The organism is Heyndrickxia sp. FSL K6-6286 (assembly GCF_038630395.1).
GTDB classification, from domain to species: Bacteria; Bacillota; Bacilli; order Bacillales; family Bacillaceae_C; genus Heyndrickxia; species Heyndrickxia oleronia.
Genome location: NZ_CP152029.1, coordinates 5021384 through 5047868 on the forward strand (window position 1 = coordinate 5021384; position 26485 = coordinate 5047868).

The following is a 26485-nucleotide window of genomic DNA, read 5'->3' on the forward strand; positions in this document are numbered from 1 at the left end:
TTATAAAAAATCGCTACGCCTCATTGATGGGGCTTAGCGATTTTTTTTAGTGAGTCAATATATTGATATGCTTGGTCAATTTCATCTTCAGTATAATTTTGTTTAGCCTTTACTTTATGAATCTTTTCAATAACCTCTGTGCGTGAAAGATTATCAAAATAGAGTACAGTTGATACCAATTCTAAGAAACGAGCATTTTGGTCATTCATATTTTCTAAGCACTCATCCAAATAGGGCATCTTCGTTTCATACATACTTAAAAACTCTCTTCCACTATCACTGATGGAATAACGGTATTGAAAATAGCCGCCCTTTTTTTCCTTAGTTTCTTCTATAAAACCTAAATTCGAAAGTTCTTCCACTCTTAATGTCAATTCTTCTGAATATGGCCCATAGAAGTGAAACTGGAATTTCTCTTGAAATGGAAAATCTAATTTTTTCGCGATATAAATCATTTTTTGCAGCTTTTTTCGTCCAATGATTTCTCCTGAAGCAGCAAGTGCCCCCATTAATCTAACATGATCATTTAACAATGAAACTCATCTCCTGCTTTACTCAAACTAGAAATATTACATCATAAACTTTCCAATATAGAACGAATCTTCTGCTTCATTTCACTGTTAGTCGTATCATCCTGAATGAGATCGGCTGGATAATATAACTTATGATCCGTTCTCCGTTTTCCCGAAATAGCATCAACAATATCAGATTCTCTCGATAATTCTCGGATTTCTCCGCTCTTTTTTAATAAATGAATAGGTAATCTTTCTTCCTCTTCACCTGGGCGATAGAAGTCATATGGTAGATCTGAGGACGAGTCAACGACTAAATAATAATTAGGATCAATTCCTACTTGTTTAAAAAGAGTTTCTAATTGGCTATGTACTTTAAACTGTTTTGCCGGATCAAAGTCAACATATTTGAATAGGCTTCTATTCACAAATCTCGTACATAAATCACTTAGAATCTTGTCTTCTTCTTCCTGCCACATTTGAAAATAATATAATATAATATGTTCATCCAATTTTAAATAGTCTTCTAATGTTAATTCATCCTCAAAAAGGGAATAAAAGTGGATTGGATGATGTTTGAATGAATAATATTCATCATGAAGCTCTTTTGCTCGGTGGAGGATTTTCGTTAGGATTACCTCCGCACTTCTTGTAACTGGGTGAAAATAAACCTGCCAATACATTTGATAGCGGCTCAAGATATAATCCTCAACTGCATGCATGCCACTATATTTAAATACCACCTGGTCTTCCTTCGGTCTCATAACGCGCAGCAATCTTTCCATATCAAAATTACCATAACTTACTCCGGTAAAGTAAGCATCTCTAAGTAAATAATCCATACGATCTGCATCCAATTGACTGGATATCAAACTCACAATCAACTTATTTTCATATGTTTTCGCAATTACTTCAGCTACCTTTGTTGGAAAATCTGCATTCACCTTACTTAAAATGGCATTTACTTCCGTATCCCCAACAATAATATCCTGTGTGAACTCCTCATGATCCAGATGAAATACCTTTTCAAAAGAGTGTGAGAATGGACCATGTCCTAAGTCATGCAAAAGGGCTGCACATAGGGTAAGAAGGCGATCTTCTGGGTCCCATTCAGGTCTTCCGTCAAAAACATCGTCAATAATTCTTCTAATAATTTCATATACACCTAGGGAATGATTAAAGCGACTATGTTCCGCTCCATGGAAAGTAAAGTAAGTTGTTCCAAGCTGGCGTATTCGACGCAGGCGTTGAAATTCTTTTGTAGCTATCAAATCCCATATTACCTTATCCCGTACATGGACATAACGGTGAACAGGATCCTTAAACACCTTCTCTTCGGTTAACTTCTGTTTAGAATATTCCATGTCTAACCCTCTTCCTAGACTATCATAATTTTATTATACCCGAGTTATTCTTCAATAGGAAAGTGGCTCGGAATAAATACCCTGAAAATTGGCATTCCATCTTTTTGGCTAGTGACAAGCTGAAATAAATTGGTAAAGGTAAGGATTATTTACCGTCTGTTTCAAAGTAATGTATGTAAATTCTTCTTATGGAAATTTGCGAAACTATTATAATTTTTATTTTTTACAATATTGGTATAAAAGTTGTTTCTTTTGTCCATCCTTTGATTAACGGGGAAAGTTAATTATGAAATGGGAGTTGAGAAGAATGAAAGATCGCCAAGATGCTTGGACAGAAGAAAATGATTTAATTTTAGCAGAAACAGTTTTACGGCATGTCCGTGAAGGCAGTACCCAATTAAATGCCTTTGAAGAGGTAGGAGACAGACTAAACAGAACATCTGCAGCCTGTGGTTTTCGCTGGAATGCTGTAGTGCGTCACGACTATGAGCAAGCATTACAATTAGCAAAGAAGCAGCGTAAACAAAGACAACGTTTACTCGGAAAAGACCAAGGTGGAAAGAAAAAGCTACTCTATCAGCCACCTACTCCAACCTTAGAAGAAGTTGGAGATACACCTTTGGAAACTATTAATCAGGAATTTGCAGAAGAAAAAGATGTAGTCAAAACGCCAATTACAGCTACTTCTACATCCATGAATAAAATCAACGAGGAATTAAATTTGCAGAAGGTTATAAGCTATTTACAATACTTAAATAGCACACAGTTTCAATCAACCATTTTAAAAAGCGAGAATGCAAGATTAAAGCGAGAAAATTTAGATTTAAAACATCAAAACGAGGATTTGCAAAATCGAATCCACGAGCTTGAAAAGAATTCTGTTACAATGCAGGATGATTATGAAACCATGATGAAAATAATGAATAGAGCTAGAAAGCTTGTACTATTTGAAGAAGATGAACCATCGAATTCAACCTTCAAAATGGATCGCAATGGAAATTTGGAGAAACTGGCGGAGTAATTATAAAGCACATGCTCCTTGTTTAGCCAGCTATGAGAATCAAAAATGGGTAAGCTCCCCGATCTCACCAAAGAGACAGGAGCTGGATAAAGAAAGACCAACATATATAAAAAAGGTACACCCCGTTCTCAAAACATGTGACGGGGTGTACTTGTTGCTATTAAGAATTACCCTACCTTCTTAATTTGCTGTAATTGATACATTTGGTAGTACTTTCCTTTACGTTCCATTAATTCCTCATGATTGCCTTTTTCAACAATTTCACCTTTATCTAAAACAAGTATTTGATCGGCGCTACGTATAGTTGATAATCGATGAGCAATGATGAAAGTGGTTCTCCCTTTTTTTAATACATCCATTGCCTCTTGAATCAATGCTTCTGTTTCGGTGTCAATATTCGATGTGGCTTCATCTAGAATAAGTATAGCAGGATCAAAGGCTAATGCTCTGGCAAAGGAAATGAGTTGTCGTTGCCCTGATGAAAGTGTGCTACCTTTTTCAATAACTGGTTCATCAATGCCTTTTTCTAGATTTTTTAAGACTTTATCTGCTCCAACATCCTTTAATGCCTTTTCTACAACCTCACGTGTAATCCGCGGATCATTTAGACTTACATTGGTAGCGATCGTACCTGTGAATAAATATGGATCCTGAAGTACAATTGCCATATGCTCTCTCAAACTTTGAATCGATATATTTTTAATGTTAACTCCATCTATTTTTATATTCCCTCTCGTGGAATCATAAAATCTAAACAAGAGATTCATTATCGAACTTTTGCCAGAGCCTGTGTGCCCAACTAATGCAACTGTTTCACCATGCTTTGCTTCAAAGGTTATATTTTTCAACACATCATTATTCTCTTTATAGCCAAAATAAACATGGTCAAAGGTCACATCCCCCTTATACCTTGGAATACGCTCATCACTCACATCTGTTCCTTTCTCATTAAGTAATTCAAAAACACGTTCTCCTGCTACTAAGGCCTGCTCCAAGTTGGCCAATTGATTAACCACACCTGTCACTGGTTGGAATAAACGATTGATGTAATCCACGAAAGCATATAAAACACCTAGGGTAACAAAAGAGCCTACACCGATCGAGCCTCCGCCAAAATACCAAATAAAAGCCACAAATGTAATATTCCTTAACACTGAAACTAGATTATGAGAAGTAAGAGCATTTAAGCTCAAAAGTTTATTTTGATAGTTAAAATGTGTTTGATTAAGCTCCTCAAATTCTTCTTTCATTTTTTCTTCACGGCGAAATGCTTGGATGATATTCATCCCATTAATAGATTCATTAATTGTGGCATTAATTTCGCTAACTTTAGAACGAATCACATGATTATATTTTGATGCATATTTGCGATAAACGATAATCCATAGATAAAGTAATGGTAGTAATAGAAGACAAATAGCTGCCAACTTTACATTTAATATAAATAATGCAATATATATCCCTGTAATATAAATAGTACTTGTAAAGAAAGTAGCTAGAACGGTCACATACAATTCTCGAATCGCCTCTGTATCATTTGTTATGCGGGATACTACTTTTCCTGCGGGTAAATTATCGAAATAACGAATAGGCAATTTTTGAATATGTGCAAAAATATCTGTGCGCATCCTTTGAATGATCCGATTAGCGGCCTTTTGTAAATAATAATGCTGACCATATTGAAATAATGAAGCACATAATAAAAGTCCAAAGTAGAACAAAATCAGACGAATAATACGTGGAATTTCAGGCTGATAAAATTCCAATAACTGTGTAGTAGATATTTTTTTAGCTGTTAATGTTTGAATAGAATCCCCCTGTTTAATCGTTATTTTTCCTTTATGATAGGATCTTTCTCCATCCATTTGAATGGCTCCATTAATAAAATAAAAGCCTTTTCCCACTTGGATAATACGTACCTCTTTTCCTTTCTGCTCATCCGTACGGAAATATTGAGATCTTTTATAGTATTTACCCTCATACAAAACCGCATCTTTTCCTTTGACGGTTTCAAACCATGGGGATTCAATCCCTAAAACATGGCTATCAATCATCTTCTTGGCAATAAAAGGACCAGTTAACTCTGCACCCACTGAAAATGTAAGCATAAGTAAAGCAATAAGTATAAACTTTTTATATTCCATCGCATATTTAACTAATTTTTTACCAACCTTCATCGTAACACCTCCTGACTATCTGAAGCTTCTAGCTGCTGACGTTGAAATTGTTCTAAATACCAACCTTCCTCTCGAATTAATGTCTCATGTGTTCCCTCCTGTATAATTGCACCGTCATCTAATACTAGAATCCAATCTGCATGTTCTACTCCAGATAGACGATGAGTTGTAATAATTGTCGTTTTCCCCTTTCGTTCCCGTTGAATATTTTCAATAATCCTAGTTTCCGTTTTAGCATCAACTGCAGATAGGGAATCATCTAAAATTAAAATCTCAGGATTTTTAATTAATGCACGGGCGATAGAGATTCTTTGCTTTTGCCCTCCAGAAAGAGCCACTCCCTTTTCCCCTACTAAGGTTTCTAATCCCTCTGGCAAAAGCTCTAAATCCTTTCTAAAAGATGCTAGATCAATAGCCTTCTGAATTTCATATTCCTTAGCATCTGGATGACCAAATAAAATATTTTCCCTAATAGTACGTGAAAAAAGAACATGATCCTGTGGCACATAGCCAATCCAATCGCGAACTTGTTCCTTTGTTTGATCACTTATGTCCACGCCAGAAAGTGCAAAGCTACCTGAACCCTTTTCATATTCTCGGAGAAGTTGTTTAACAAAGGTTGTTTTCCCGCTTCCCGTTTTTCCCACGATTCCTAAAGTCTTTCCTCTTTTTAAATCTACATGAATATTCTTTAAATTCTCCACAGAGGAAGAAGGATATTGAAAATTATATTCGTGAAATTGCAGCCTATTCGGTTGATTAACCTGCACTGGTTTCTCTGGATTTTTAACATCCTCAGATGCACTTAGCGTTTCCTCTACGCGATCCAATGATGCGCTTCCTCGCTGCATGAGGTTCATTAATTCCCCAATGGCAAACATGGGCCAAATCAGCATACCTAGGTAAACATTAAAGGATACTAAATCTCCTAAAGTAATTGTTTGATGGAAAACGAGATATGCACCATAGCCTAAACCAATCAAATAGCTGAGCCCAGTTAAAACTTTTATTGTCGGGTCAAATAAAGAATCAATTTTTGCTACCTTCATATTTTTCACAAAAACATCTTCAGTCATTTGGTGGAAACGGTCTTCATCCGCCCTTTCCTGAACATATGCCCGTATTACTCTCACTCCCGCAACTGATTCAAGCACTTTATCGTTCAAATCACCAAATGAATCTTGGGCTGCAATAAACCGCTCATGGATTTTCTTTCCGTAAATAGTCATTAAAGCCGCCATAATCGGTAATGGCAATATAGCTGCTAAAGTAAGCTTCCAACTAATGAGAAAACTCATTGTAAACAATATTGTAATCATATATATAGTTGAATCCGTTAAGGTTAAAATACCAAAGCCTGCAGTTACGGAGACGGCTTTTAAATCATTGGTTGCACGAGCCATTAAATCACCCGTTCGATTTCTTTCAAAAAATGCAGGTGACATTTTAAAAAAATGCCCCATTAAACGTGAACGAAGTTTCCTCTCAACGAGGTATGCTCCGCCAAATAATTGATACATCCAAACATACGTAATACCATAACAAACAACCGTAATGAGCAATAAATAGAGTAAATATTTTATTACGCCATCCCATGTCAAACTGCCAACATGAATATCATCAATGGCCATACCCACTAGCTTCGGCGGAATTACTTCTAAAATACCAACAATCACTAATAATAGCACTGCAATAACATACCGCTTCCACTGCTCCTTAAAAAACCAACGAAGCTTCCACAAAACTCGAAACATTTTCCCACCACCCAATTCGAGATAAAAAAATGGGCAGCTGCACTAGCAGCTGCCCATTAAACTACAACTAAAAAACAGTTGTAGCTAAGACAACAAAAAAGCACAGAAAACAATACGCCTCCTGTGCTTAATCATATCAATAGTAAAAAGAGAATAAATTAGATCCAAAGCGTTGGACAGGTAGCGTGATATATAAAGTTAGTTAATTCAGTATGATTAAAATCAATGTATATCATCACAATACCTCCCTTGCTTTCAACTATTTTGGTAATACTTTGTTAGATTACCATCAATTAAATTGTGTGTCAATTGCTAATTTTTAATTTAATATCCTATTTACACAAATCGTTCATTTCTCTCTACAATTCTCTGATAATATTCTTCATACCACCTTAACTCATCACCTGTTAATGGCTCAGAAAATATTTGCTGAGACATTCCCTTAAGTGCTTTTAGAAAGCGAAGCATAACATCCTGTACCGTGATTTGAGCATCTAGTAATTCTTCAAGTGATGCCATGACTTCTGGGTAAATATCCGGATAAGTCCATTTGGTTTCGATTCCTTTTCTTGCCTTTTCATAAAACTGTTGAATATGTCTAGCACGCTCCTGTCCACTTCCAGTCACACATAAATAAATTTGCACAGCTACCCCTTTTCTAATGCGCCTCTGTGAAATGCCTGCAAATTTTTTTCCGTCTATACTTAAATCATAGCTTCCTGGACAGTAGGATCCAATGATTTCTCTTGCATCAATGACCGCTTCATAATCAGAAAACATCAATTTAATTAAGGACCACATTGCATCGTATCCTCTATTAATATCAATTCCCTTGTCCGTATCTGGAAAAATTAGCGAAAGATTTAATACTCCTTCATCTAAAACAACTGCTAATCCTCCTGAGTTACGAACGATATATCGATACCCTTGCTGTTCTAAATAATGCAATCCATCTTCTAGAAAAGGCAGCTTCGTATCTTGTATTCCTAATACAATTGTTTGATGATGGACCCATGATCTCGCCGTTGCTGTTGAATAGCCTGAACCAACGGATGCACAAAGAGTATCATCCATTGCAAAGGATTGTAATGCATCAAATTGCACCCCTAAGCTTGATTGATCAATAATTCTCCACTTTTCCTGTTTTAATAATGTTAGTGCCTGCTCCATCTTGCTTCTCCTTCGTACCACTTATTATTTTTATAAGATAAGAAGGTCCCTTCTTACAAAACTTGGGCTGCTGTAATTAGTGCTAAATTATAAACATCCTCCTCATTGCAGCCCCTAGATAAATCATTGACAGGAGCATTTAGCCCTTGCAAAATCGGTCCAACTGCCTCAAATCCACCTAAACGCTGTGCGATTTTATAGCCAATGTTCCCTGCCTCTAAACTTGGAAAGACAAATACATTTGCATCCCCTTGTATAACAGAATCTGGTGCCTTTTTCTTTGCTACTGATGGAACAAATGCCGCATCAAACTGAAACTCCCCATCTAAAGTAAGGTTAGGTGCAAGTTGTTTAGCAATTTCCACAGCTTCGGTTACTCTTTCTGTTTCAGGAGATTTTGCTGATCCTTTAGTTGAAAAACTTAACATAGCAACCTTTGGCTCTATATCAAACATTTTAGCAGTTTTCGCACTTTCAATCGCTATCTCAGCTAAATCTTGACTATTTGGAGCAATATTAATGGCACAGTCAGCAAACACATATTTCTCTTCATTCCTTACCATAATGAATACTCCAGAAGTTTTTTGAACCCCTTCCTTTGTCTTAATAATTTGCAAAGCAGGTCTTACTGTATCTGCTGTCGAGTGGGCCGCACCACTTACTAGTCCATTTGCTTTTTCCATATAAACAAGCATTGTTCCAAAATAGTTTTCATCCAATAATATTTTTCGTGCCTCATCCTCAGTCACCTTCCCTTTTCGTCTAGTAACAAAGGATTGAACCATTTCGTCCATAAGCTCATATTTTTTCGGGTTCAACACATCGATATTGTCTATAGCAATACCTAGCTGATTTGCTTTCTTCAGAATTTCTTTTTCATCCCCCAGTACGATTGGCTTAATAACCTTTTCCGCTGCAAGTCTTCCAGCCGCACCTAAAATTCTCTCATCTAAGCCTTCAGGAAAAACAATCGATAGATTCTTTCCAGATAATTTACGTTTCAATTCAGTAAAAAGATTGCTCAAAATTGATCCTCCTTAATAAATCATTTCTTTTAGCATAACCAAATTTATCATAATCGTAAGTGATAAATGAACAGATTTCATTAAATCGTAAAATTGTATTCCGGTTCTTGTCTGTTTTTCAACAATTAAGATTGAAAATGAGTGATTTGGAAAAACTATGCTATAGTAATGATAGAGATAATTAAGAATAGGAGTGATCTAGATGAGTGAAGCAGCTCAAACATTAGATGGTTGGTATTCCTTACATGATTTAAGAGCGATGAATTGGACGGCTTGGAAAGAACTTTCAAGTGATGAAAGACAAGCAGCTATCCAAGAATTTCACCAATTTCTAAATAAATTAAATGAAACACAAGAAAAGAAAGAAGGAAGTCATGCTTTATACACTATCATCGGGCAAAAAGCTGATTTTATCCTTTGGATGCTTCGCCCAACAATGGAAGAGTTAAATGACTTAGAAAATGAATTTAATAAACTCACAATCGCAGAATATACGATTCCTACATACTCTTATGTGTCAGTTGTAGAGTTAAGTAATTATGTAGGTGGTGGAGACTCTAACGAAGATCCATATGAAAATCCATATGTAAAATCAAGATTGTATCCAATCCTTCCAAAATCTAAATATATTTGCTTCTATCCAATGGATAAGCGGAGACAAGGTAATGATAACTGGTACATGCTTTCTATGGATGACCGTCGTGAATTAATGAGAAGCCATGGCCTTATTGGACGTAAATATGCAGGCAAGGTGAAACAAATTATTACTGGTTCCGTTGGTTTAGATGATTATGAATGGGGTGTCACTTTATTCTCTGACGATATGCTTCAATTCAAGAAGCTTGTTTATGAAATGAGATTTGATGAAGTGAGTGCACGTTATGGTGAATTCGGCTCCTTCTTCGTAGGAAATCTTTTAGAAGAGGAAAAAATTGCTCAATTTTTACATGTAAACTAACAAAATCTAAATGCAAGGATGCTAACACACTTACCGGTTAGCATCCTTTTTTTCAAATTCTGTATCTCAATAAGATTAATTGGAGAGTAAAATAGATTTTTCTAGCATATCTCCCCTTCCTCATACATACATATGAATTGTAAAAGCTTATCTTATATCACTCACCACATAACTGTTATGAAATGAACAAAGAGAGGTGACATACTGATTCGTTATACTTTCGTCTATGCGATCATGATTATTCATGACGACGTGACACGTAACGATTGATCAGTAAATAGAGAAATTTTGGTTAGGGAGGGAGAATTTTGTCAAAGTCAAATTATAATCCACCTTATGGTTACCAAGCCCCACAGGGTTCTGGATCACAGGGATATTATGGGGGATATCCTCCACAGTATACTGCACAGCAACAAGTACCACCAGCAGGTATTCCATTTTCACCTCAACAAGGGGGAGGCTCAAACGCAACTGGACCTAATGTTCCAGGCATGCTACCACCTGAGCAATCGTATATTGAAAATATTTTACGTCTAAACAAAGGAAAGCTAGTCACTCTGCATGCCACTTTTGAAAATAACCGAGAGTGGAATGCAAAGATATTTAAAGGAATTATTGAAGCTGCAGGACGGGATCATGTTATTTTAAGTGACCCACAATCTGGGGAACGTAACTTAATTCCAATGGTTTATGTAGATTACATTACATTTAGTGAGGAAATTGAATACGAGTACCCATTCGGAGCTGCTCCAAATCTTTCTACGTATTCCCCAAGATAAAACAAGGCTGTCTACAAGTTAAAGCGCTAACCCCACGACTGAATACTATTTCATGTGGGGTTAGATGCCTTGAAGACAGCCTTATTTTTATAGGTATTTTACTGCGGCAATAACTAACAGAACCCAAGCTACTAAAAATGCTACTCCCCCAATAGGGGTAATTGCTCCTAATATACCAATCTTGGTTAGGCTTAATATATATAAGCTACCAGAGAATAGAATAATACCAACTAACATTAACCAGCCAGACCAAGACATTAGTGAGGAACCCTGTATATTACCGGCAATGATGCCGACCGCAATAATCCCCAAAGCATGGAACATTTGATAGTTTACCCCTGTTTTCCAAATGTCTAGATATTTCGGATCTAATTTATCTGCCAGGCCATGTGCTCCAAATGCGCCAAGAGCAACTGATAGAAATGCATTAATTGCACCAATAATAATAAATACCTTCAACCTTTTCACTCCTTCTTTTTATAAGTACTTCATTCTTGCCTATCCATTCATTTTCATTTTATGAAAAGTACGTCTAGAAATCAAAAATTGACTCCCCATTTGCCCCATCATCTGTTTTAAGTGGTTTATTTTCCGTTAATGTAATAGAGGGAACAGTCGTAGAAAAATTTTGTTGGTGCTTTCGTTGCACATCTACCATTCCAGCATCCTCTTGATCATTAGATAAAATAATCTCACAAAGCGTCTTAATTGAATAAATATGATTCTTCAATTTTCCTTTATCATCTACGTTCTTTGCAAAAGTGATTTCCTGTTCCATTCTATTTAATAAAGACGTCACTGATATACTCATTCTTTCATCTCCAATATATATGAATAGTTATGAGTTATTTTACCACACTTAGTTTAAATCCTCCCTTTACACATTAACTTCATTCATTCGACATGTTTCACGTGAAACATGTAGTTATTTGTCATAATTCAAAATCTTTTAAAAAGGCTCTTTTCTAAACCATTGTTACTATTAAAGTAAAATTTAACTAAAAAATATCATCTGAAGATCGGTAGTCCTCGTTTTACTAGAAAAAGAGCGGCAATCTTTAGTAGAACTGCTGAATCCTATATTAGGTGTAAAAACAACAAATATACGAAAACAGACATAAAAAAATTATGTTTATCCATTTAATAATCGGTTATATAAATAGTAGACGAGGTGATAGAAACCTCAAAACTAAAGGAGGAGATTTTTCCATGTATAAAGTAAACATAGTTGAAAATGGATTGGAAGCATCAAATCTAATTAGCGAATTACAGAATGAAGGATATCTAAAAAATGAAATTTATATATTTGCTCACGGGGAAGAACGGTCAAAGGATATTACTGAAGCAACTGAGACAGGTAAAGTTGGAGTGGAAGAACAAGGTGTTTTAAATACTTTGGGAAATGTATTTAAAAAGAGAGGGGACGAGCTTAGATCAAAAATGTCTGCCCTAGGCCTAACTGATCATCAAGCTGCCGATTGCGAAAAACAGCTTGATCAAGGGAAATTAGTTGTCATCGCATCAAAGGAAACAACTAAGGAACCCCTAATAGGGAATCCCTATATTTAATTCCATTGTCCATTAAAAGGTCTGGCCCCCACTAAAGAGTTATTGTGGGGGTCAGACCCTCTTTTTGTCTTTCTACCCCATTAAAGAATAATAAATCCTTCTGGCTTTTGCTGGATCGTTTGTCCCATGAATGAGTGCACGCCCATCCTTAAATAAAACCAGCCTTATTTCATCTTTTTGAATAGATACTAAATAAGGATTTTGTTTTACCTCGTATCCTGCTTGTTTCCATTGGGATGCAAGTTCTCCCAGAGATAGATGTGAAATAGTTGATGGACGAATTTGTACCGTATTTCTCCCACAAAGAACCGCAAATTTTGTTTGCTCCTCAAATGCCAAAAATGGATACGTTCTCTCTTTCCCACATGTTGGACAATCCATATTTCTTATCGCATCACTTGTTTTAATTGACAAATACTGGTTCTCCCAAACATCAAAAGTAATATACGTATTCCGAAGAGCCTTCTCACTCTCACTTAAAATTTTCAACGCCTCTGCTACCTGATATGATGTGACCATTTGTACTGTTGGTGCAATAATTCCGACCGTGTCACAAGTTTGTCCCCTCATTGGAATCTTTTGGAGCAGACAATGTAGACAAGGAGTTTTCCCCGGAATAATTGTATAGGTTGAACCGAAGCTACCAACACATGATCCAAAAATCCATGGAATATTATATTTATGAGCAATATCATTCAAAATAAAACGAATTTCAAAATTATCAGTTCCATCTATAATTAGATCAACATTTGGAGCTAGTTGTTCTAGTATAAGGATATCTGCTTCACCAACGATTGCATTAATGTAGACATCATGGTTAATCTCAGAAAGTCTATGTTTAGCAGCAACTACTTTTGGCATTTTTTCCTTAGCATCCATTTCTGTATATAATTGCTGACGTTGAAGATTACTTTCTTCTACATAGTCTCGATCAATTAAAGTTAATTTCCCTACTCCTGCTCTAGTTAGCATTTCAGAAATACTAGAGCCTAAAGCACCCAAACCTATAATAAGAACATGCTTTTTCTCTATGCGTCGCTGACCATCAATGCCAATTGGTGCAAAGAGAATTTGCCTAGAATATCGATCACTCATTTCATTCTCACCCTCCACTTACAGGTGGAATGAGTGCAACAACATCCCCTTCTTGTAAAACTTTATCAGTAGGGCTAAATTCCTCATTAACTGCAATCATAAGATTTTCAATATTGAGTAATGAATATTTTTCGTGTAAATAGTTTAATAAATCATTAACAGAGCCTTCAAAGGCGTTAATTTTTATTTCGGCTTCTCCTACCTGCTCTCGCAACTGTGCGAATAACATCACTTTAATCATTAAGATCAACCTCCTTTGGTTTCCCTGTTTCATATTCCTTTGTTCCTAACTGATTACCGATCCATTCTTCTCCATCTTCCCAATATTCCTTTTTCCAAATTGGCACCATTTCCTTTATTCTTTCAATAGCATAGCGATTTGCCTCATAGCTTTCAGCACGATGGGGAGTCGATGTTGCAATTACTACCGCAATATCAGTGATTTCCAAACGTCCAATCCGATGCGTTATGGCTGTTTTCGTACCAGGCCAACGCTCACTAATCTCGTTACCAATTTGCTCAAGCTTTTTTATAGCCATGGATTCATAAGCTTCATATTCTAAATACACCGTTCGCTTTCCCTCGGTCAATTCTCTTACAGTACCAATAAAAGTAGTAATAGCTCCTGCATTTCTTTGAACAACTTTTTGAACAACAGCTTCTAACACGATCGGTTCTTTGGTAATTTCATAATTCATGTTTGTCACCTCTAATCCTTCTATCAATCTCTAGCGCAAGCCTGTAATCTTCCTTTGTATTCATATTCCAAAAGCTATCATTCCATATTTCTTGTAAATCCTTTGGTGCATCCTGTTTTTCAACGATTTTCATATGTAACTGGCTTAATAAATCTGTCACCCTTCTTTTTTTCTCTACTAAACAATTTCGAACAACTGGAACAATTCGTCTGTTATAAGCTCCAAACAAAGGATGTAATTGACCGTCCTCAGAAGGTATCACCGCATCATAATCTCCCTGAACAAGTTCAGCTTCTAACCACCCTCCCATAGCACTTGATGCAAAAGGCATATCACATGCTATGATTAAAGAAGTAGCTGTTGTCGCTTCCTTCAATCCAGTATATATTCCTGCAAGAGGGCCTTGTCCCCTAAATTCTTTCACATCACTTTTTATGGTAACTCGTAAATCATCATATACCTCAGGTTGGTTAGTGATAAGAATAATCTGATGGGAAATAGTAGAATATTCATCTACTAATCGATCAATTACTCTCTTCTCACCAATTGTTAGTAAGGCTTTATTTTCTCCCATTCGACTTGATTTTCCACCCGCTAGTATAATTGTATTCATTATTTAGCTCCTTTAAGGTGCGACTAATTCGACTTTAATCCTATCTGGGTCCTCAAAGTATAAGGCATAGTGATGTTCTCCTCCCGCGTAAGGATGTCGATCAGCATAAAGAATGTTTATTCCCTTTTTCAATAATTCATTCGATATATCATCCACTTGTTCCTTTGAATGCGCATGAAAGGCTAAATGATTCAATCCTACTCGGCAACGATGGTAAGGAATCTCCAGATATTTTTCCTGTGTCTGTACAAAAACTAGATAAGTGTTCTCACACTTCCAACTGATACCAGACTCCCATTTTTGAAATGGTTCATATCCTAGCCTTTCTAAAAACCATCCCCAAAATTTCGCCGATTCTTCTAAATTCGAAACATATATTTCTAAGTGGTGAAGCAAAACAAACTCCCCCCTATAAGTGTATATTTCTATTTCTATAATCTTACTTTAACATGAAAAGAACAGTCCCCACAGTGAGAACTGTCACTTTTTAAACTATATTTAAGTCTTCAAATAATCCTCTCCTACCGTTTTTCACATGAAATGATGGGTAAGAACGAAGCACTGACACGAACTTCTTTAAACAGCTTTTTTTTGAAAATAAGTAAAACCACAGAATAGAAAAATAATAAAGCTTCCTAATATAACATATAAAAGGGTTTCAGTTGATACATATAATGAACCGATATCCCCTTCCTTAGGAATCATAATCAGAAAAGGCTGCGCCCATGGATACCACGGACCATATTTTGCTGAGTTCGCCACAAGTATATTCGGCAAGGTAAGGATAACATTTAAAGCAAGCGGCGCCGCAAAGCTTGCCCATGCACTTGATATCCATAACTGCAAAGCAGCTAATGGGAAACACGCAAGCCAGCCTCCCAAAATCCCTCTCCATACTATTTCAGTAGGAAAACTGCTTGAGAATCCCTTGATCAATCCAATAGAATAGAAACTAATGAAAAATAGAAGCTGAGTAATTGCTAAGAACAGAATCACCAAAAATCCTTTGCCTAAAAATACTTGTGCTCTAGAAACAGGTAGGGCGAGTAATTGCTTCCATCCTCCCCCCTGGTGTTCATATCGACAAACAAAAGCGGAGAATATCCCTGTCAGTAACGGCATAAACAGAAGGGCATGAATGGAAATCATCGTTGTATATAAAGTAATCCATTGAACTGGTGAATCTTCATAGCCTTGCAATATTCCAAGTAAAAAGGCAAGTGCTGGACTCACGAATAATAATAACCAGATATTTGATTTTCTAAATTTAAGCCATTCGGATCTTACAATTTTCCAAAACATCTATTTCACATCCCGTTTGATAAAATCTAGCATTCCAATTAAAAAGATAATAAGACCAACGCCAAGCCCCATACTGACAAACCATAATGAATCATGGTGTTCGCCAATTAATAATGGCCATTTCCAGATTACCCAATCAGGTACTAAAATGGCATACATGGAGAAAATTGCATCTAATATCCCAATTGTTAATGGCAATGCTTGATTTCTAAATGTAATAGAAAGCCATACCTGTAATCCAAGGATAGGAATCCCTGCAAGCAAAGGAAAAAAGCTCATTTTTATAATTTGTAAGTATGGTATGTTAATACCAAATTTTAAAATAATCCCTAGAACACAAGTCATAATAACTAATAGAAAGCAAGAAATAAAAAGGAGGACACCATTGGCTATAAATTTTGCAGTATATACCGATTTTTTTGAGATAGGCAGTGCCAAAAGCTGCTTCCAGGCATTTTGTTGATGCTCTACATTAGCCGTCATGGAGGCAATAATTGTGAAACCGAGCCCTAAGGTGATTGGGATAAAAAGTTGTATATTTTCTAATAGCCCCTTCCAGTGGTCATCACCTGGTTTCACCAAGTAGTCATAGCGAAGTCCATAGTTCGCTGCCTGTAATAAGACGACTCCCAAGGGACCCAGGACAACTAAAAACCATATCCACTTTCTTTTCATTTTAAGCAAGTCTGCTTTAATTACTTTGAACATCATAAACTAGAAGCCTCCTTCGTAAGCTCAAGGAAAATATCTTCTAAGGACATTTTTTTCTCCTCGACACGATAGATGGAAAATTCATGATGAACAAGCTTTTCAACTGCATTGGCGATTTGCTGATTCTCACTTTCCTCTACAAAAATATGACCTTCGTGAAAATCTGCTTTAATCCCATTCGCTAATAATGTTCGCCATGCTGATTCATTATGGTTGGTCAGAATCTGGATTTGGCTTTTTGAACGTTGTTTTAATACTGAAATAGAGTCCTGAAAAATAATAGAGCCTTTGGTTATAATACCAACTTGTGTCGCCATCTGATCCATTTCACTTAATAAATGACTCGAAACGATGACTGTAATTCCATGTTTCTTAGGCATGTCCTTTATTAATTCACGCATCTCGATGATCCCAGATGGATCTAATCCATTTGTTGGCTCGTCTAAAATAAGAAGTTCTGGGTTTCCTAAAAGTGAGGCTGCAATACCTAGGCGCTGTTTCATCCCAAGTGAATAGCCTTTCACAGGTCGATTTGCCTCATTACTTAAACGAACAATATTGAGCACCTCATCAATTCTTGTTTTAGGTACATTTAATATTCTTCTCAATGCCTCCAAGTTTTCCCTTGCTGTTAAATGACCATAATAAGACGGAGATTCTACAAGTGAACCTACTTTTTTTAATATAGATAGCTTTTCCTTCCTTAAATCCTTATTAAAAATATGAATAGACCCATATGTAGGTTTCATTAAACCCAATAGCATGCGAATCGTCGTTGTTTTTCCTGCCCCATTAGGGCCGAGAAATCCATAAATTTCGCCTTTTTTTATTTCTAAATTCACTCCATTAACTACCTTTTTACCTTTAAATTTTTTAGTTAAATTATTTGTCTTTATAATAAATTCATTCATCTTCTCTCACCTCATTTCCTATTCTAGGCACACAAGGTTAAATGAAGCGCTAGTGATCGTTTAAATTTTGTTTAAAAAAGTAACAAAAAAAGAAGTCGACTTATTAGCGACTCCTTTTCATTTGTTTCATTGTTGCGTTAGTTTAAATTTTGAAATGACCATCTGTAATTCCTCTGCTAAGTGAGATAGACTTTCTGCAGAGCTAGCGATTTCTTCCATCGTTGCTAGCTGTTCTTCAGATGCACTTGCATTTTCTTGGCTACCATTTGCTACCTGTTCAGATATCTTTTTAGCACCCTCCATCGCCTTAGCTACTTTTAATGTTATACTTTGTATATTTTCAACAGACGACGACACGTGTTCCGCCCTATTTGCCACAGTGGAAATTGATTGGGATATTTTGAAAAAGGATTCATTTGCCTCATTGGAAAAAGCAAGTCCTTGCTCCACCTTATTATTTCCTGCTTCCATTGATATAACTGTTTTTTTCGTTTCCGCTTGGATTTGTTCAATCATAGCTGAAATTTGATCAGATGACTTACGCGATTCTTCTGCTAATATTCTTACTTCATCTGCTACAACAGCAAATCCTTTTCCATGCTCTCCGGCTCTTGCTGCTTCAATTGCTGCATTAAGAGCAAGTAAGTTTGTTTGGTTAGCAATACCAGTAATTATTTCAGTGATCTTTCTAATATCCTCTGAATGTCTTCCTAAAGAATGAATCATATTAGTTGCTTCTTCAACCGTTGTATGAATCTCATTCATTTGAGCTACTACCTTCGTTATCGATGCAACACCTTGTTCTGAAAGTGTACTAGTTTCTTCTGATGAATGTAGCATTTCCTCACTAGCTCGTGCAATTTGGTTCATTCCTTCTGCCATTTCATTTACTGCACCATTGACTTCATAAAATGTTTCTAGCTGCTTTTCCGTTCCATTCGCATTTTCTGTTATTACACGAGTTACTTGCTCTGCTGCACTAGCGCTTTGCTGTGCACTTGCTGTAAGTTGCTCTGAACTAGAAGCCACCTGCATACTAGAGTCAGTTACTTGTCTTACTACCAATGCGAGATCCTCTACCATCTGATTAAATGAACGGGCTAACTCCCCAATTTCATCCTCAGACCTAACCTTTACTGGATCAATCCTTAAATCGCCCTCTGATACTAATTTCATAATTCCGGATACTTTTTTGATTGGTCTCGAAATCATTCTCCCTATTACTAGCGCAATAACAATACCAACTAGGAGTGCAAATATAGTAATAACAATAATAAATACTTTAATGTTATTAACTTTTTCCCTAACTTGATCATGAGTCTCATCTAATTGTTTTTGCTGATGATCTACTAGAGCATCCACACTAGCGGTAAAATTTTCGCTTATACCTTTCAAATCATTGGTAATAAATTTATTAAGCTCTGCCTGATTGTGCTCCTTAAATAATTTCACTTCAAGATCAACAGCATCAAAATATTGATTATCTAGCGAATCGATTTGTTCATAAAGCTGCTTACCCTTTGAACTAGCAATAAGCTTTTTAATTTTTTTCGATGTATTTAAATAAAGAGATCTAGCTTCTTGATATTGATTGTAGTAATCAGAATTATTCGTAATAATATAACCACGAATACTTGCACTTTGACGTTGAAAGAGCAAATCTAATTCTTTTGCCATTGAAACCTTTTCAACTTGTTCATCTAACAAGTTGCTATATGTTTTATTGACAGTTAAAAGCTGACTATAACTAATTCCTGCTAAAACAAGTAATAAAATTAAAACACTAATAAATCCAGATAAAATCTTTCTTTGTACATTCCATTTCATTCGTTCATTTCTCCACTTCAACATATTTGTCATCTTCATTCTTTATTTCGACAAAATTTATTAATTTTCTAGTGGTTAAAAAAATAAGGAGTGATCACACTCCTTATTTTTTCACATTTGTTATCATTATTCTTGTACCTTGACGATTTGAATCAATCTCCCAGGTTAGATCCATTTCTTTTAACATCATTGAAACAATGGAAAGCCCGATTCCTGCTCCTTTATCCGTTGATTCTTTGTTTAATCCCTGCCCATGATCCTCTAACATTAACGTAAATTGTCCATCATTTTCGAATCCAGAAATTCCAACATATCTTCCCTCTTTTGTATGACGAATGATATTCTGAAATAAATTATCAATAATGCGTTCAAACCACCCTGGATCGATTGTCCATTCAATCTTTTTCTCTGGTAGATCAATATTTACATTGAAACCTTCTTTTTCAAATACAGGATACCAAGAAGCTACAATTAGGCGAGTATTTCTTAATACATCTACCTTTTGTGGATAATAAGGGTATTTACCCGAAGATAATAGTGTGTAGGAAAGAAGATTGTCCAGCAATTGTCCAATATAAGTGATTTTTCGATCGATCATCTCGATGGACTCTTTTCCCTGATCACTCAGTTGATCCTTTTTTAATGAATATACATGACCACGTAGAGTAGTAAGAGGCGTCCGCAAATCATGTGATAGATTTGCAATTAATTGACGACGTAGCATTTCCTCTTCTTGTTCTCGTTCCCTTCCTTCCTTTAATTGGCCAATCATTCGATTAAAGGCATGCTCTAACTGACCAATTTCATCCTTTTTCCCTACAGAAACTGGCTCCGGAATTCCATGGGGACCTTTCTCTGCCATAGCATTTTGCAAATAAAGGAGACGTTTTCGTAGCTTATAAACAAATAACCAGGAAAGAAGAATAAAGATAACAAATAAGCCAAGCAACCCTACACTATAAAGAAAATCATAACGACTTCTTAGTTCGTCAATTGGTGCATTCATTCTGTTACGGGGCATTTGCATAACCATAAATCCTTTTTGCCTATTCCCTCCGATAAAAGCAACCGTCGTAAAAGGATCACTATCATAGCTTTTCTTCATAAAATCAACCGTAAAGGAAGAGCTCCAAATTTGTGGAATCCCTTCTTTTACTGGTAATTGTTTTTGCATTTTCCCCTCATTATTCACCCAAAATAGTGTAGCATCTGGGTATTTTTCTTTTATTTCAATAAGCTTATTATTGATCTCTCTGGCATCGGCTTCGCCCAATAAGGCTGCTTCTTTGTGCCACATCTTCTCTAAATCAACACCGTTATAATAATCATCTGTATCTCCTTGATCCCGTGTCAAAATGGGAATATAGAAAATGGCTGAAGTAACCGGAATGACAATAGGAATAAATAATACGGCAATCATAATGATAAGGAGGAATTTCCCAAGGATTGAATGTCTAAGCTTCATTGCCTCACCCGATAGCCGATTCCTCTGATCGTTTCAATAATTTTGGGATTTGCAGGATCTTGTTCAACTTTTTCACGTAGATAGCGAATATGGACCATTAATGTTTTATCTCCATCAATATAAGGCTCTTCCCATACACCTTCATAAATTTGTTCTTTCGTTAATATTTGATTTGGATGCTTTAAAAAGTAATGAAAGATATGATATTGCTTTCCAGTAAGGAGAATTTCATCTCCTGTTCGCTGATCAATAATCCTGTTTTCGGATGGAATAATTTCTAAATGCTGGATAATAAACGATTCCCTTTTCTGCTTCTGAAACCTTCTTAATAACACTTCGATTCTAGCCACAAGCTCATCTGGATGGAACGGTTTCGTTAAATAGTCATCAGAGAACTCTAAACCTTGTAGCTTATCCTCCACAGAAGTCCGTGCAGATAACATCATGATTGGTACATTTGGTGCTTCCTTTTTCAAACGTTTTCCTACAGTAAAGCCATCTAAGCCAGGGAGCATAACATCTAATACAACAATATCCGCTTCCTGTATATATCCCAAAGAGCCTTCACCTGTTTGAAGCCATTTCACTTTATAACCTCTATCATGTAATTCTTCTGTGACCCATTTGCCAATTTCATGATCATCCTCTATGTATAAAATCTGTACCATTTCGCATTCCACCTTAATTAACTATATCTGGAATTAGTATATTATTAGTTTTGAAATTTTTAAAGGGGACCTAATCTAGAGGTCCCCATTTTAACAGATAAAAAACTATCGAATTAAATGTCCAGCTCCTAGCCCTTTTAGGGCAAAGCTCTTTCTCATACTTTGTTCTAATTAATAGAAGTTTTAATTAAATAGCGGTTGAAGTACGCTACACCTTTCATTTCATTGGGAAAAGTGCTGCCCCCCTATAAGAACCGCTGAATTCTTTATTGGACGAAATCAGCATAGGTCAAAAAGCTAACTTCCTTTTAAAAGAGAATAATTGCTTGCTAGTACTAGAACAAGGGGCTTTCCGCTTTTCTTATCTCTTACTCTTTTTTTGAGTACTTGTAATCTTTTTCCACTTCGCCTTTTCTAAAAGTGCTGCTCGCTTATTTTCCTTCCTTTCTAGAAAGGCAAGCTCTTTTTGAAATTTAACATAGCTATTATATCTATCTCTTTCTAAAGTCCCATCATCAATCGCTTCTTGTATAGCACAGCCTGGTTCTTTCATATGAGAGCAATCTCTAAAGCGACAATTCTCAGCCAACGCCTCCACATCGGAAAAACTCTGACTAAAGCCTTCATCAGCTTCCCAAAGCTGTAATTCACGCATCCCTGGCGTATCAATTAGTATACCGCCTTTATCTAAAATAACTAATTCGCGATGGGTTGTTGTATGACGCCCACGATCATCACCTTCGCGCACAGTTTGCACCTCTTGCTTCGTACTACCTAATAATGCATTCGTAAGGGTTGATTTCCCAACGCCCGAGGAACCTAGTAAAGCAATTGTCTGACCTTCATATACATATGGAGCAAGCTGATCCATCCCTATATTCTGCTCGGCACTAATTGCATGAATAGGAACACCAAATGCTACAGATTCAACCTGCGCAATCTTTTCCTCGATATCCTCACATAAATCGGACTTGCTTAAAATGATAACTGGGTTTGCTCCGCTTTCCCATGCAGTTAATACATACCGTTCAATCCTGCGAATATTAAAATCTGCATTCAATGCATTTACAAGAAAAATTGTGTCCACATTTGTTGCAACTATCTGTTCCTCTGTTGTCATACCGGCAACTTTTCTAGAAAATTTGCTTTTTCTAGGCAAAATATCATGAATAGTTGCCTTGTTTTCTTCATACCTAGGCGTGAGCACAACCCAATCTCCTATTGCAGGATAGTCTTGTCGCTCCAAGGCCTGAAAACGCATCTTCCCTGAAACTTCTGCAAGCAGTTCTCCCTTCTCTGTTAACACACGATAGATTCTTTTATGCTCTAAAATAACTCTTCCCACTTCATAACCTTGTTCTTTATACTCTTTAAATGCTTCCTCAAAATATTGATTCCAGCCTAATGTTTGTAAATTCAAATTGAATTTCCTCCATTTTCAATGTAATGATTATTTTTAAATAAAATAAAACCATGAACTGATTTGTCGCAGTCCATGGTCTTTAGTTCAATACATGAATATAGAGAAATTCATTAATGGTAAAAACAGAAAAATACTAAATATCATCATTTCCCATGGACTGCATTATGAAATTGAATGTAACTGCAATTAATGTATTTTTCATCATATATGCACCTCCAGGAATTTTTTTTGGTATTAATTGAACTTATTGTATACCAATAACTGTGAATTGTAAATATTTTTTTCAAAAAATTGATTTTATTCAAATTTTAATGTATAGATTCATAGAATCTGACCATACTAATGAAAGACGATGATCCCCCCTTTTTTTAAAGGCTTTCTGATAAATATTTGTCATAATGCTCACCTCAAAAGATGGATCTTTTTTAGAGATTACCATACTATAATGAGGTATTGTGCCGACAAATTCTTTACAGAAAGTCTTTTTTTTAAGCAGTTTTCGTATAGTTTTTTGGTTTTATAAATGTCCAACTGCTTGCTTTTAACCCAGTAAAGGATTCAGTTGTTTTTCATTTCTCTATGAAATAGAAGATGTAGCTGCCTTTAACCGATCGATTTTTGATAAAACCCTATTTACATATAGCAACAATATTTTTGAAAAGAGTTTTTTATGTATATGGACTGTAAAATCGCCCTTTTTTTCTTTTATCAGTTAAATCCATTTGTCATCATGTAATTATTAGTTTATTCTAAAATAGAACTCATTTCGGAAGGCTGTTTTCGCATGGATTGTTCAAATCACCAAAGGATTTAGCCTATTGCTTTTCGCCTATAGATTATAGCCTATAATTAAGGCTACGAGCTCTTTTCTGTATTCTAAAAAGGAAGACAGAAAACAACCGTAAAAAAATCGATAGTAAGAATATTTTTACTAAATAGCAAAAGTTTAAGAAAAGAGCCTTTCATCAAAATTCATCTATCGCGTTGATTGAGGAGGAAGTAGTCATGACAATGAAAAAAACTTTAACTCTAGCAGGATCTGATTCAAGTGGTGGAGCAGGAATTCAAGCAGATTTAAAAACATTCCAGGAACTAGGTGTCTATGGGATGACTGCCTTAACATCCATTGTTGCCATGGATCCAAATAATGACTGGCATCATAATGTATTCCCAATTGATGTAAAAACGGTTGAACCACAATTAGAAACGATTCTATCTGTCGGAATTGATGCAATGAAAACAGGTATGCTCGGTTCAGTAGATATTATCGAGTTAGCTGCCCGTAAAATTGATGAGCATAAACTAACTCAGGTTGTCATTGATCCTGTTATGGTATGTAAAGGTGAAGATGAGGTTTTACAGCCTGAAAATACAGATGCTATGCGGGAATTATTAGTACCACGCGCAATGATTGTTACACCAAATCTATTCGAGGCTGGACAACTTGCAAAAACGGGTCCAATTAAAACTATCGATGAGATGAAGACAGCAGCTGTAAAAATTCATGATCTTGGGGCAAAAAATGTAGTTATTAAAGGTGGTAAACAACTAGATCATGATAAAGCTATTGACTTATTCTATGATGGTTCAGAATTTACCTTACTTGAAAATGAAAAAATAGATACAACATATAATCATGGGGCAGGTTGTACATTTGCTGCAGCTATTACTGCAGAGCTTGCAAAAGGAAGCTCTGTAAAAGAAGCAGTTAACCTAGCGAAAAAATTTGTAGCAGCTGCTATAGAACATGGATTTAAACTAAATCAATATGTTGGACCTGTAATGCATGGGGCATACACACGTTTTGTGGCAAATAAATAATCTTTAAAGAGGAGTGGAGACCCACTCCTTTTTTTCTATAAAGCAATCTTTTCGCTTTCCCCTTCTATTTTTAGTAAAATAATCACATACTTTATTTATATTGATTTGTAGATAATATTTTTATAAAAGGAGGGTTCTTAAATGGAGCCTATACAAATCTCCGCTGTGCAAGAAAAAATCAATGAGTTATCAGGTAAGACAGTCTATATACATTTAGAAACAACTAATGGGGCCTATGCGTCTCATTTTAATGAATCCTTTTTTTCCGCTGGAGCATATATAAGAAATGCCCAAGTAAGTTATGAACATGGGAAGATTATTGGAGATGGTCCTTACCGTGTAGGATTGAAGCTTGCAATCGGCTGGATTTATGCAGAAGGCTTAACCCATTTTGAAGTAGATGACCTAGGACGTTTGCTTCTGGCCGGCCATGGATATGATGGGAAACTTGCAGTTGCACTAGAACTTAGTGAAACACCATTTGAATAAGAGACAAAAAGTTGAAAGGAGTTTTTTTTATGGAAAAAGAACGTCAAGTTCTAGTTATATTCCCACATCCCGATGATGAAGCCTTTGGTGTATCAGGCACCATTTCCACGCATGTCAATAATGGAACACCAGTTACTTATGCATGCTTAACCCTTGGAGAAATGGGGAGAAATCTTGGGAATCCTCCATTTGCAACAAGAGAGTCATTGCCTAATATTCGAAAAAAGGAACTTCAAAAAGCAGCAGAAGTCATGGGAATTCAAGATTTAAGAATGATGGGTTACAGAGATAAAACAGTTGAATTTGAGGATGATGAAAAACTAACAAAAATGGTAACAGGTCTCATCGAAGAATTAAATCCTTCACTTATTATCACCTTTTACCCAGGTTATTCCGTCCATCCAGATCACGAAGCAACAGGAAGAGCTGTTGTCCGTGCCGTGAGACGTCTACCTGTTGAACAACGACCAAAGCTCCATTGTGTTGCGTTTTCTAATAACCACGAAGAAGAAATCGGTGCTCCGGATGTCATCAATGATGTAAGTGCGGTAACTGATCAAAAAATCGGTGCCATGAAAGCACATATCTCACAAACTGGTTGGATGATTGCTGATCGTGAGGAAAAATTAAAGCAAAAAGATCCCGAAACCCTCGCATGGCTACAATACGAAAGATTTTGGAACTACCAATGGGAAAATGATCAAGTGAAATAATCTATACAGCAGGCTACCCTAAAGGGTGGCTTTTTTGTTTAGGCTCTTTTCTCAAACATTTTTGCTATTTAAGTAAAGTTATAACAATTTAAATATCGACTGAGGATTGCTACACCTATCATTTTACTGAAAAACACTGCAATTTCCATAAGAACCGCTAGAATCCTTTATTGGGAGTATAAGCTTTGTTTAATAGGGTTAGTTTGATATATTCTATCTGGCGGACACTTCTTTTATTTCCCCTAAGGCATTTGTCTTTCATCTCATTGATGGAGGGCATCTCTCTTTTTTTCAGATCATTTGTCCATTCCCGCATGATACATTTCTCCCCCTTATTTATGATTATTTGTCTTTCGTTCTAAACCAAAGTGAGTAATCACTCATTTTTTGATTGACACCAGACATAGACTCCCTTTATGA

Annotated in this window: 27 protein-coding genes; 7 read left to right on the forward strand and 20 right to left on the reverse strand. The window is 36.0% G+C overall.

Annotated elements, in window-relative coordinates; genetic code table 11:
• Positions 1 to 20 precede the first annotated feature (20 nt).
• Positions 21 to 533 carry a hypothetical protein gene (locus MHI39_RS25175; protein WP_058005774.1) on the reverse strand — a complete coding sequence of 171 codons (513 nt, stop codon included), beginning with the start codon at positions 531 to 533 and terminating at the stop codon, positions 21 to 23.
• A 41-nt stretch (positions 534 to 574) separates the two neighbouring features.
• Positions 575 to 1876, reverse strand: a complete 1302-nt coding sequence (locus MHI39_RS25180) for an HD domain-containing protein (RefSeq protein ID WP_058005773.1) — start codon at positions 1874 to 1876, stop codon at positions 575 to 577.
• A gap of 307 nt (positions 1877 to 2183) precedes the next feature.
• On the opposite strand from MHI39_RS25180, the gene MHI39_RS25185 reads away from it, so the two are divergent.
• Positions 2184 to 2897, forward strand: a complete 714-nt coding sequence (locus MHI39_RS25185; protein WP_342540432.1) for an RsfA family transcriptional regulator — start codon at positions 2184 to 2186, stop codon at positions 2895 to 2897.
• A gap of 167 nt (positions 2898 to 3064) precedes the next feature.
• On the opposite strand, the gene MHI39_RS25190 is transcribed toward MHI39_RS25185, so the two are convergent.
• From MHI39_RS25190 to pta, 4 genes are all read right to left on the reverse strand, one after another.
• Positions 3065 to 5074 carry an ABC transporter ATP-binding protein gene (locus MHI39_RS25190; RefSeq protein ID WP_058005771.1) on the reverse strand — a complete coding sequence of 670 codons (2010 nt, stop codon included), beginning with the start codon at positions 5072 to 5074 and terminating at the stop codon, positions 3065 to 3067.
• Positions 5071 to 6828, reverse strand: coding sequence for an ABC transporter transmembrane domain-containing protein (locus MHI39_RS25195; protein ID WP_058005770.1), 1758 nt, complete (start codon positions 6826 to 6828; stop codon positions 5071 to 5073). Before MHI39_RS25195 ends, MHI39_RS25190 begins: the two co-directional genes overlap by 4 nt.
• A 336-nt stretch (positions 6829 to 7164) precedes the next feature.
• A complete protein-coding gene (locus MHI39_RS25200) occupies positions 7165 to 7998 on the reverse strand; it encodes a biotin/lipoate A/B protein ligase family protein (RefSeq protein ID WP_058005769.1) in 834 nt (277 codons plus the stop codon).
• A gap of 53 nt (positions 7999 to 8051) precedes the next feature.
• The gene (gene pta, locus MHI39_RS25205) at positions 8052 to 9023 is read right to left on the reverse strand and encodes a phosphate acetyltransferase (RefSeq protein ID WP_058005768.1); all 972 of its coding nucleotides are present in this window, start codon (positions 9021 to 9023) and stop codon (positions 8052 to 8054) included.
• A 202-nt stretch (positions 9024 to 9225) separates the two neighbouring features.
• On the opposite strand from pta, the gene hemQ reads away from it, so the two are divergent.
• Both hemQ and gerQ read left to right on the forward strand, forming a co-directional pair.
• Positions 9226 to 9981, forward strand: coding sequence for a hydrogen peroxide-dependent heme synthase (hemQ, locus tag MHI39_RS25210; RefSeq protein WP_058005767.1), 756 nt, complete (start codon positions 9226 to 9228; stop codon positions 9979 to 9981).
• Between the two features lie 308 nt (positions 9982 to 10289).
• Positions 10290 to 10760 (forward strand): spore coat protein GerQ, encoded by a 471-nt coding sequence (gene gerQ, locus MHI39_RS25215; protein WP_058005766.1) that lies wholly within the window; start codon positions 10290 to 10292, stop codon positions 10758 to 10760.
• 87 nt (positions 10761 to 10847) lie between these two features.
• Here the strand turns inward: gerQ and MHI39_RS25220 are convergent, their stop codons facing one another.
• Positions 10848 to 11219, reverse strand: a complete 372-nt coding sequence (locus tag MHI39_RS25220) for a DUF423 domain-containing protein (protein ID WP_058005765.1) — start codon at positions 11217 to 11219, stop codon at positions 10848 to 10850.
• A 73-nt stretch (positions 11220 to 11292) separates the two neighbouring features.
• Complete coding sequence (locus MHI39_RS25225; RefSeq protein ID WP_058005764.1) at positions 11293 to 11571, reverse strand: YwdI family protein; 279 nt, start codon at positions 11569 to 11571, stop codon at positions 11293 to 11295.
• Positions 11572 to 11969: 398 nt separating this feature from the next.
• Between MHI39_RS25225 and MHI39_RS25230 the strand changes: the two genes are divergently transcribed.
• A complete protein-coding gene (locus MHI39_RS25230; protein ID WP_058005763.1) occupies positions 11970 to 12329 on the forward strand; it encodes a general stress protein in 360 nt (119 codons plus the stop codon).
• A 72-nt stretch (positions 12330 to 12401) separates the two neighbouring features.
• On the opposite strand, the gene MHI39_RS25235 is transcribed toward MHI39_RS25230, so the two are convergent.
• The 12 genes from MHI39_RS25235 to rsgA form a co-directional block, all read right to left on the reverse strand.
• Positions 12402 to 13424: a ThiF family adenylyltransferase gene (locus MHI39_RS25235; RefSeq protein WP_058005762.1), complete on the reverse strand. Its 1023-nt coding sequence runs from the start codon at positions 13422 to 13424 to the stop codon at positions 12402 to 12404.
• A gap of 7 nt (positions 13425 to 13431) precedes the next feature.
• Positions 13432 to 13665, reverse strand: coding sequence for a molybdopterin converting factor subunit 1 (gene moaD, locus MHI39_RS25240; RefSeq protein ID WP_058005761.1), 234 nt, complete (start codon positions 13663 to 13665; stop codon positions 13432 to 13434).
• On the reverse strand, positions 13658 to 14122 hold the full coding sequence (locus MHI39_RS25245) for a molybdenum cofactor biosynthesis protein MoaE (RefSeq protein WP_058005760.1): 465 nt from the start codon (positions 14120 to 14122) through the stop codon (positions 13658 to 13660). Before MHI39_RS25245 ends, moaD begins: the two co-directional genes overlap by 8 nt.
• A complete protein-coding gene (locus tag MHI39_RS25250) occupies positions 14112 to 14735 on the reverse strand; it encodes a molybdenum cofactor guanylyltransferase (protein ID WP_058005759.1) in 624 nt (207 codons plus the stop codon). The genes MHI39_RS25245 and MHI39_RS25250 overlap by 11 nt, the downstream gene beginning before the upstream one ends.
• Positions 14736 to 14747: 12 nt before the next feature.
• The gene (locus MHI39_RS25255; protein ID WP_078109663.1) at positions 14748 to 15131 is read right to left on the reverse strand and encodes a VOC family protein; all 384 of its coding nucleotides are present in this window, start codon (positions 15129 to 15131) and stop codon (positions 14748 to 14750) included.
• Between the two features lie 180 nt (positions 15132 to 15311).
• Positions 15312 to 16037, reverse strand: coding sequence for an ABC transporter permease (locus MHI39_RS25260; RefSeq protein ID WP_058005757.1), 726 nt, complete (start codon positions 16035 to 16037; stop codon positions 15312 to 15314).
• The gene (locus MHI39_RS25265; protein WP_058005756.1) at positions 16038 to 16748 is read right to left on the reverse strand and encodes an ABC transporter permease; all 711 of its coding nucleotides are present in this window, start codon (positions 16746 to 16748) and stop codon (positions 16038 to 16040) included. It lies immediately after the preceding gene.
• On the reverse strand, positions 16745 to 17659 hold the full coding sequence (locus tag MHI39_RS25270) for an ABC transporter ATP-binding protein (RefSeq protein ID WP_058005755.1): 915 nt from the start codon (positions 17657 to 17659) through the stop codon (positions 16745 to 16747). The genes MHI39_RS25265 and MHI39_RS25270 overlap by 4 nt, the downstream gene beginning before the upstream one ends.
• 126 nt (positions 17660 to 17785) lie before the next feature.
• The gene (locus tag MHI39_RS25275; RefSeq protein WP_342540433.1) at positions 17786 to 19486 is read right to left on the reverse strand and encodes a methyl-accepting chemotaxis protein; all 1701 of its coding nucleotides are present in this window, start codon (positions 19484 to 19486) and stop codon (positions 17786 to 17788) included.
• A gap of 103 nt (positions 19487 to 19589) precedes the next feature.
• Positions 19590 to 20951 carry a HAMP domain-containing sensor histidine kinase gene (locus tag MHI39_RS25280; RefSeq protein WP_342540434.1) on the reverse strand — a complete coding sequence of 454 codons (1362 nt, stop codon included), beginning with the start codon at positions 20949 to 20951 and terminating at the stop codon, positions 19590 to 19592.
• On the reverse strand, positions 20948 to 21619 hold the full coding sequence (locus MHI39_RS25285; protein ID WP_071977500.1) for a response regulator transcription factor: 672 nt from the start codon (positions 21617 to 21619) through the stop codon (positions 20948 to 20950). Before MHI39_RS25285 ends, MHI39_RS25280 begins: the two co-directional genes overlap by 4 nt.
• Positions 21620 to 21980: 361 nt before the next feature.
• On the reverse strand, positions 21981 to 23039 hold the full coding sequence (gene rsgA, locus MHI39_RS25290; RefSeq protein ID WP_342540435.1) for a ribosome small subunit-dependent GTPase A: 1059 nt from the start codon (positions 23037 to 23039) through the stop codon (positions 21981 to 21983).
• A gap of 1008 nt (positions 23040 to 24047) precedes the next feature.
• On the opposite strand from rsgA, the gene pdxK reads away from it, so the two are divergent.
• The 3 genes from pdxK to bshB2 all read left to right on the forward strand — a co-directional run bounded on the left by pdxK (position 24048) and on the right by bshB2 (position 26065).
• A complete protein-coding gene (gene pdxK, locus MHI39_RS25295; RefSeq protein ID WP_180212318.1) occupies positions 24048 to 24863 on the forward strand; it encodes a pyridoxine/pyridoxal/pyridoxamine kinase in 816 nt (271 codons plus the stop codon).
• A 141-nt stretch (positions 24864 to 25004) separates the two neighbouring features.
• Positions 25005 to 25352 (forward strand): YojF family protein, encoded by a 348-nt coding sequence (locus MHI39_RS25300; RefSeq protein ID WP_058005749.1) that lies wholly within the window; start codon positions 25005 to 25007, stop codon positions 25350 to 25352.
• Between the two features lie 29 nt (positions 25353 to 25381).
• Positions 25382 to 26065, forward strand: coding sequence for a bacillithiol biosynthesis deacetylase BshB2 (bshB2, locus tag MHI39_RS25305; protein WP_058005748.1), 684 nt, complete (start codon positions 25382 to 25384; stop codon positions 26063 to 26065).
• Positions 26066 to 26485 lie beyond the last annotated feature (420 nt).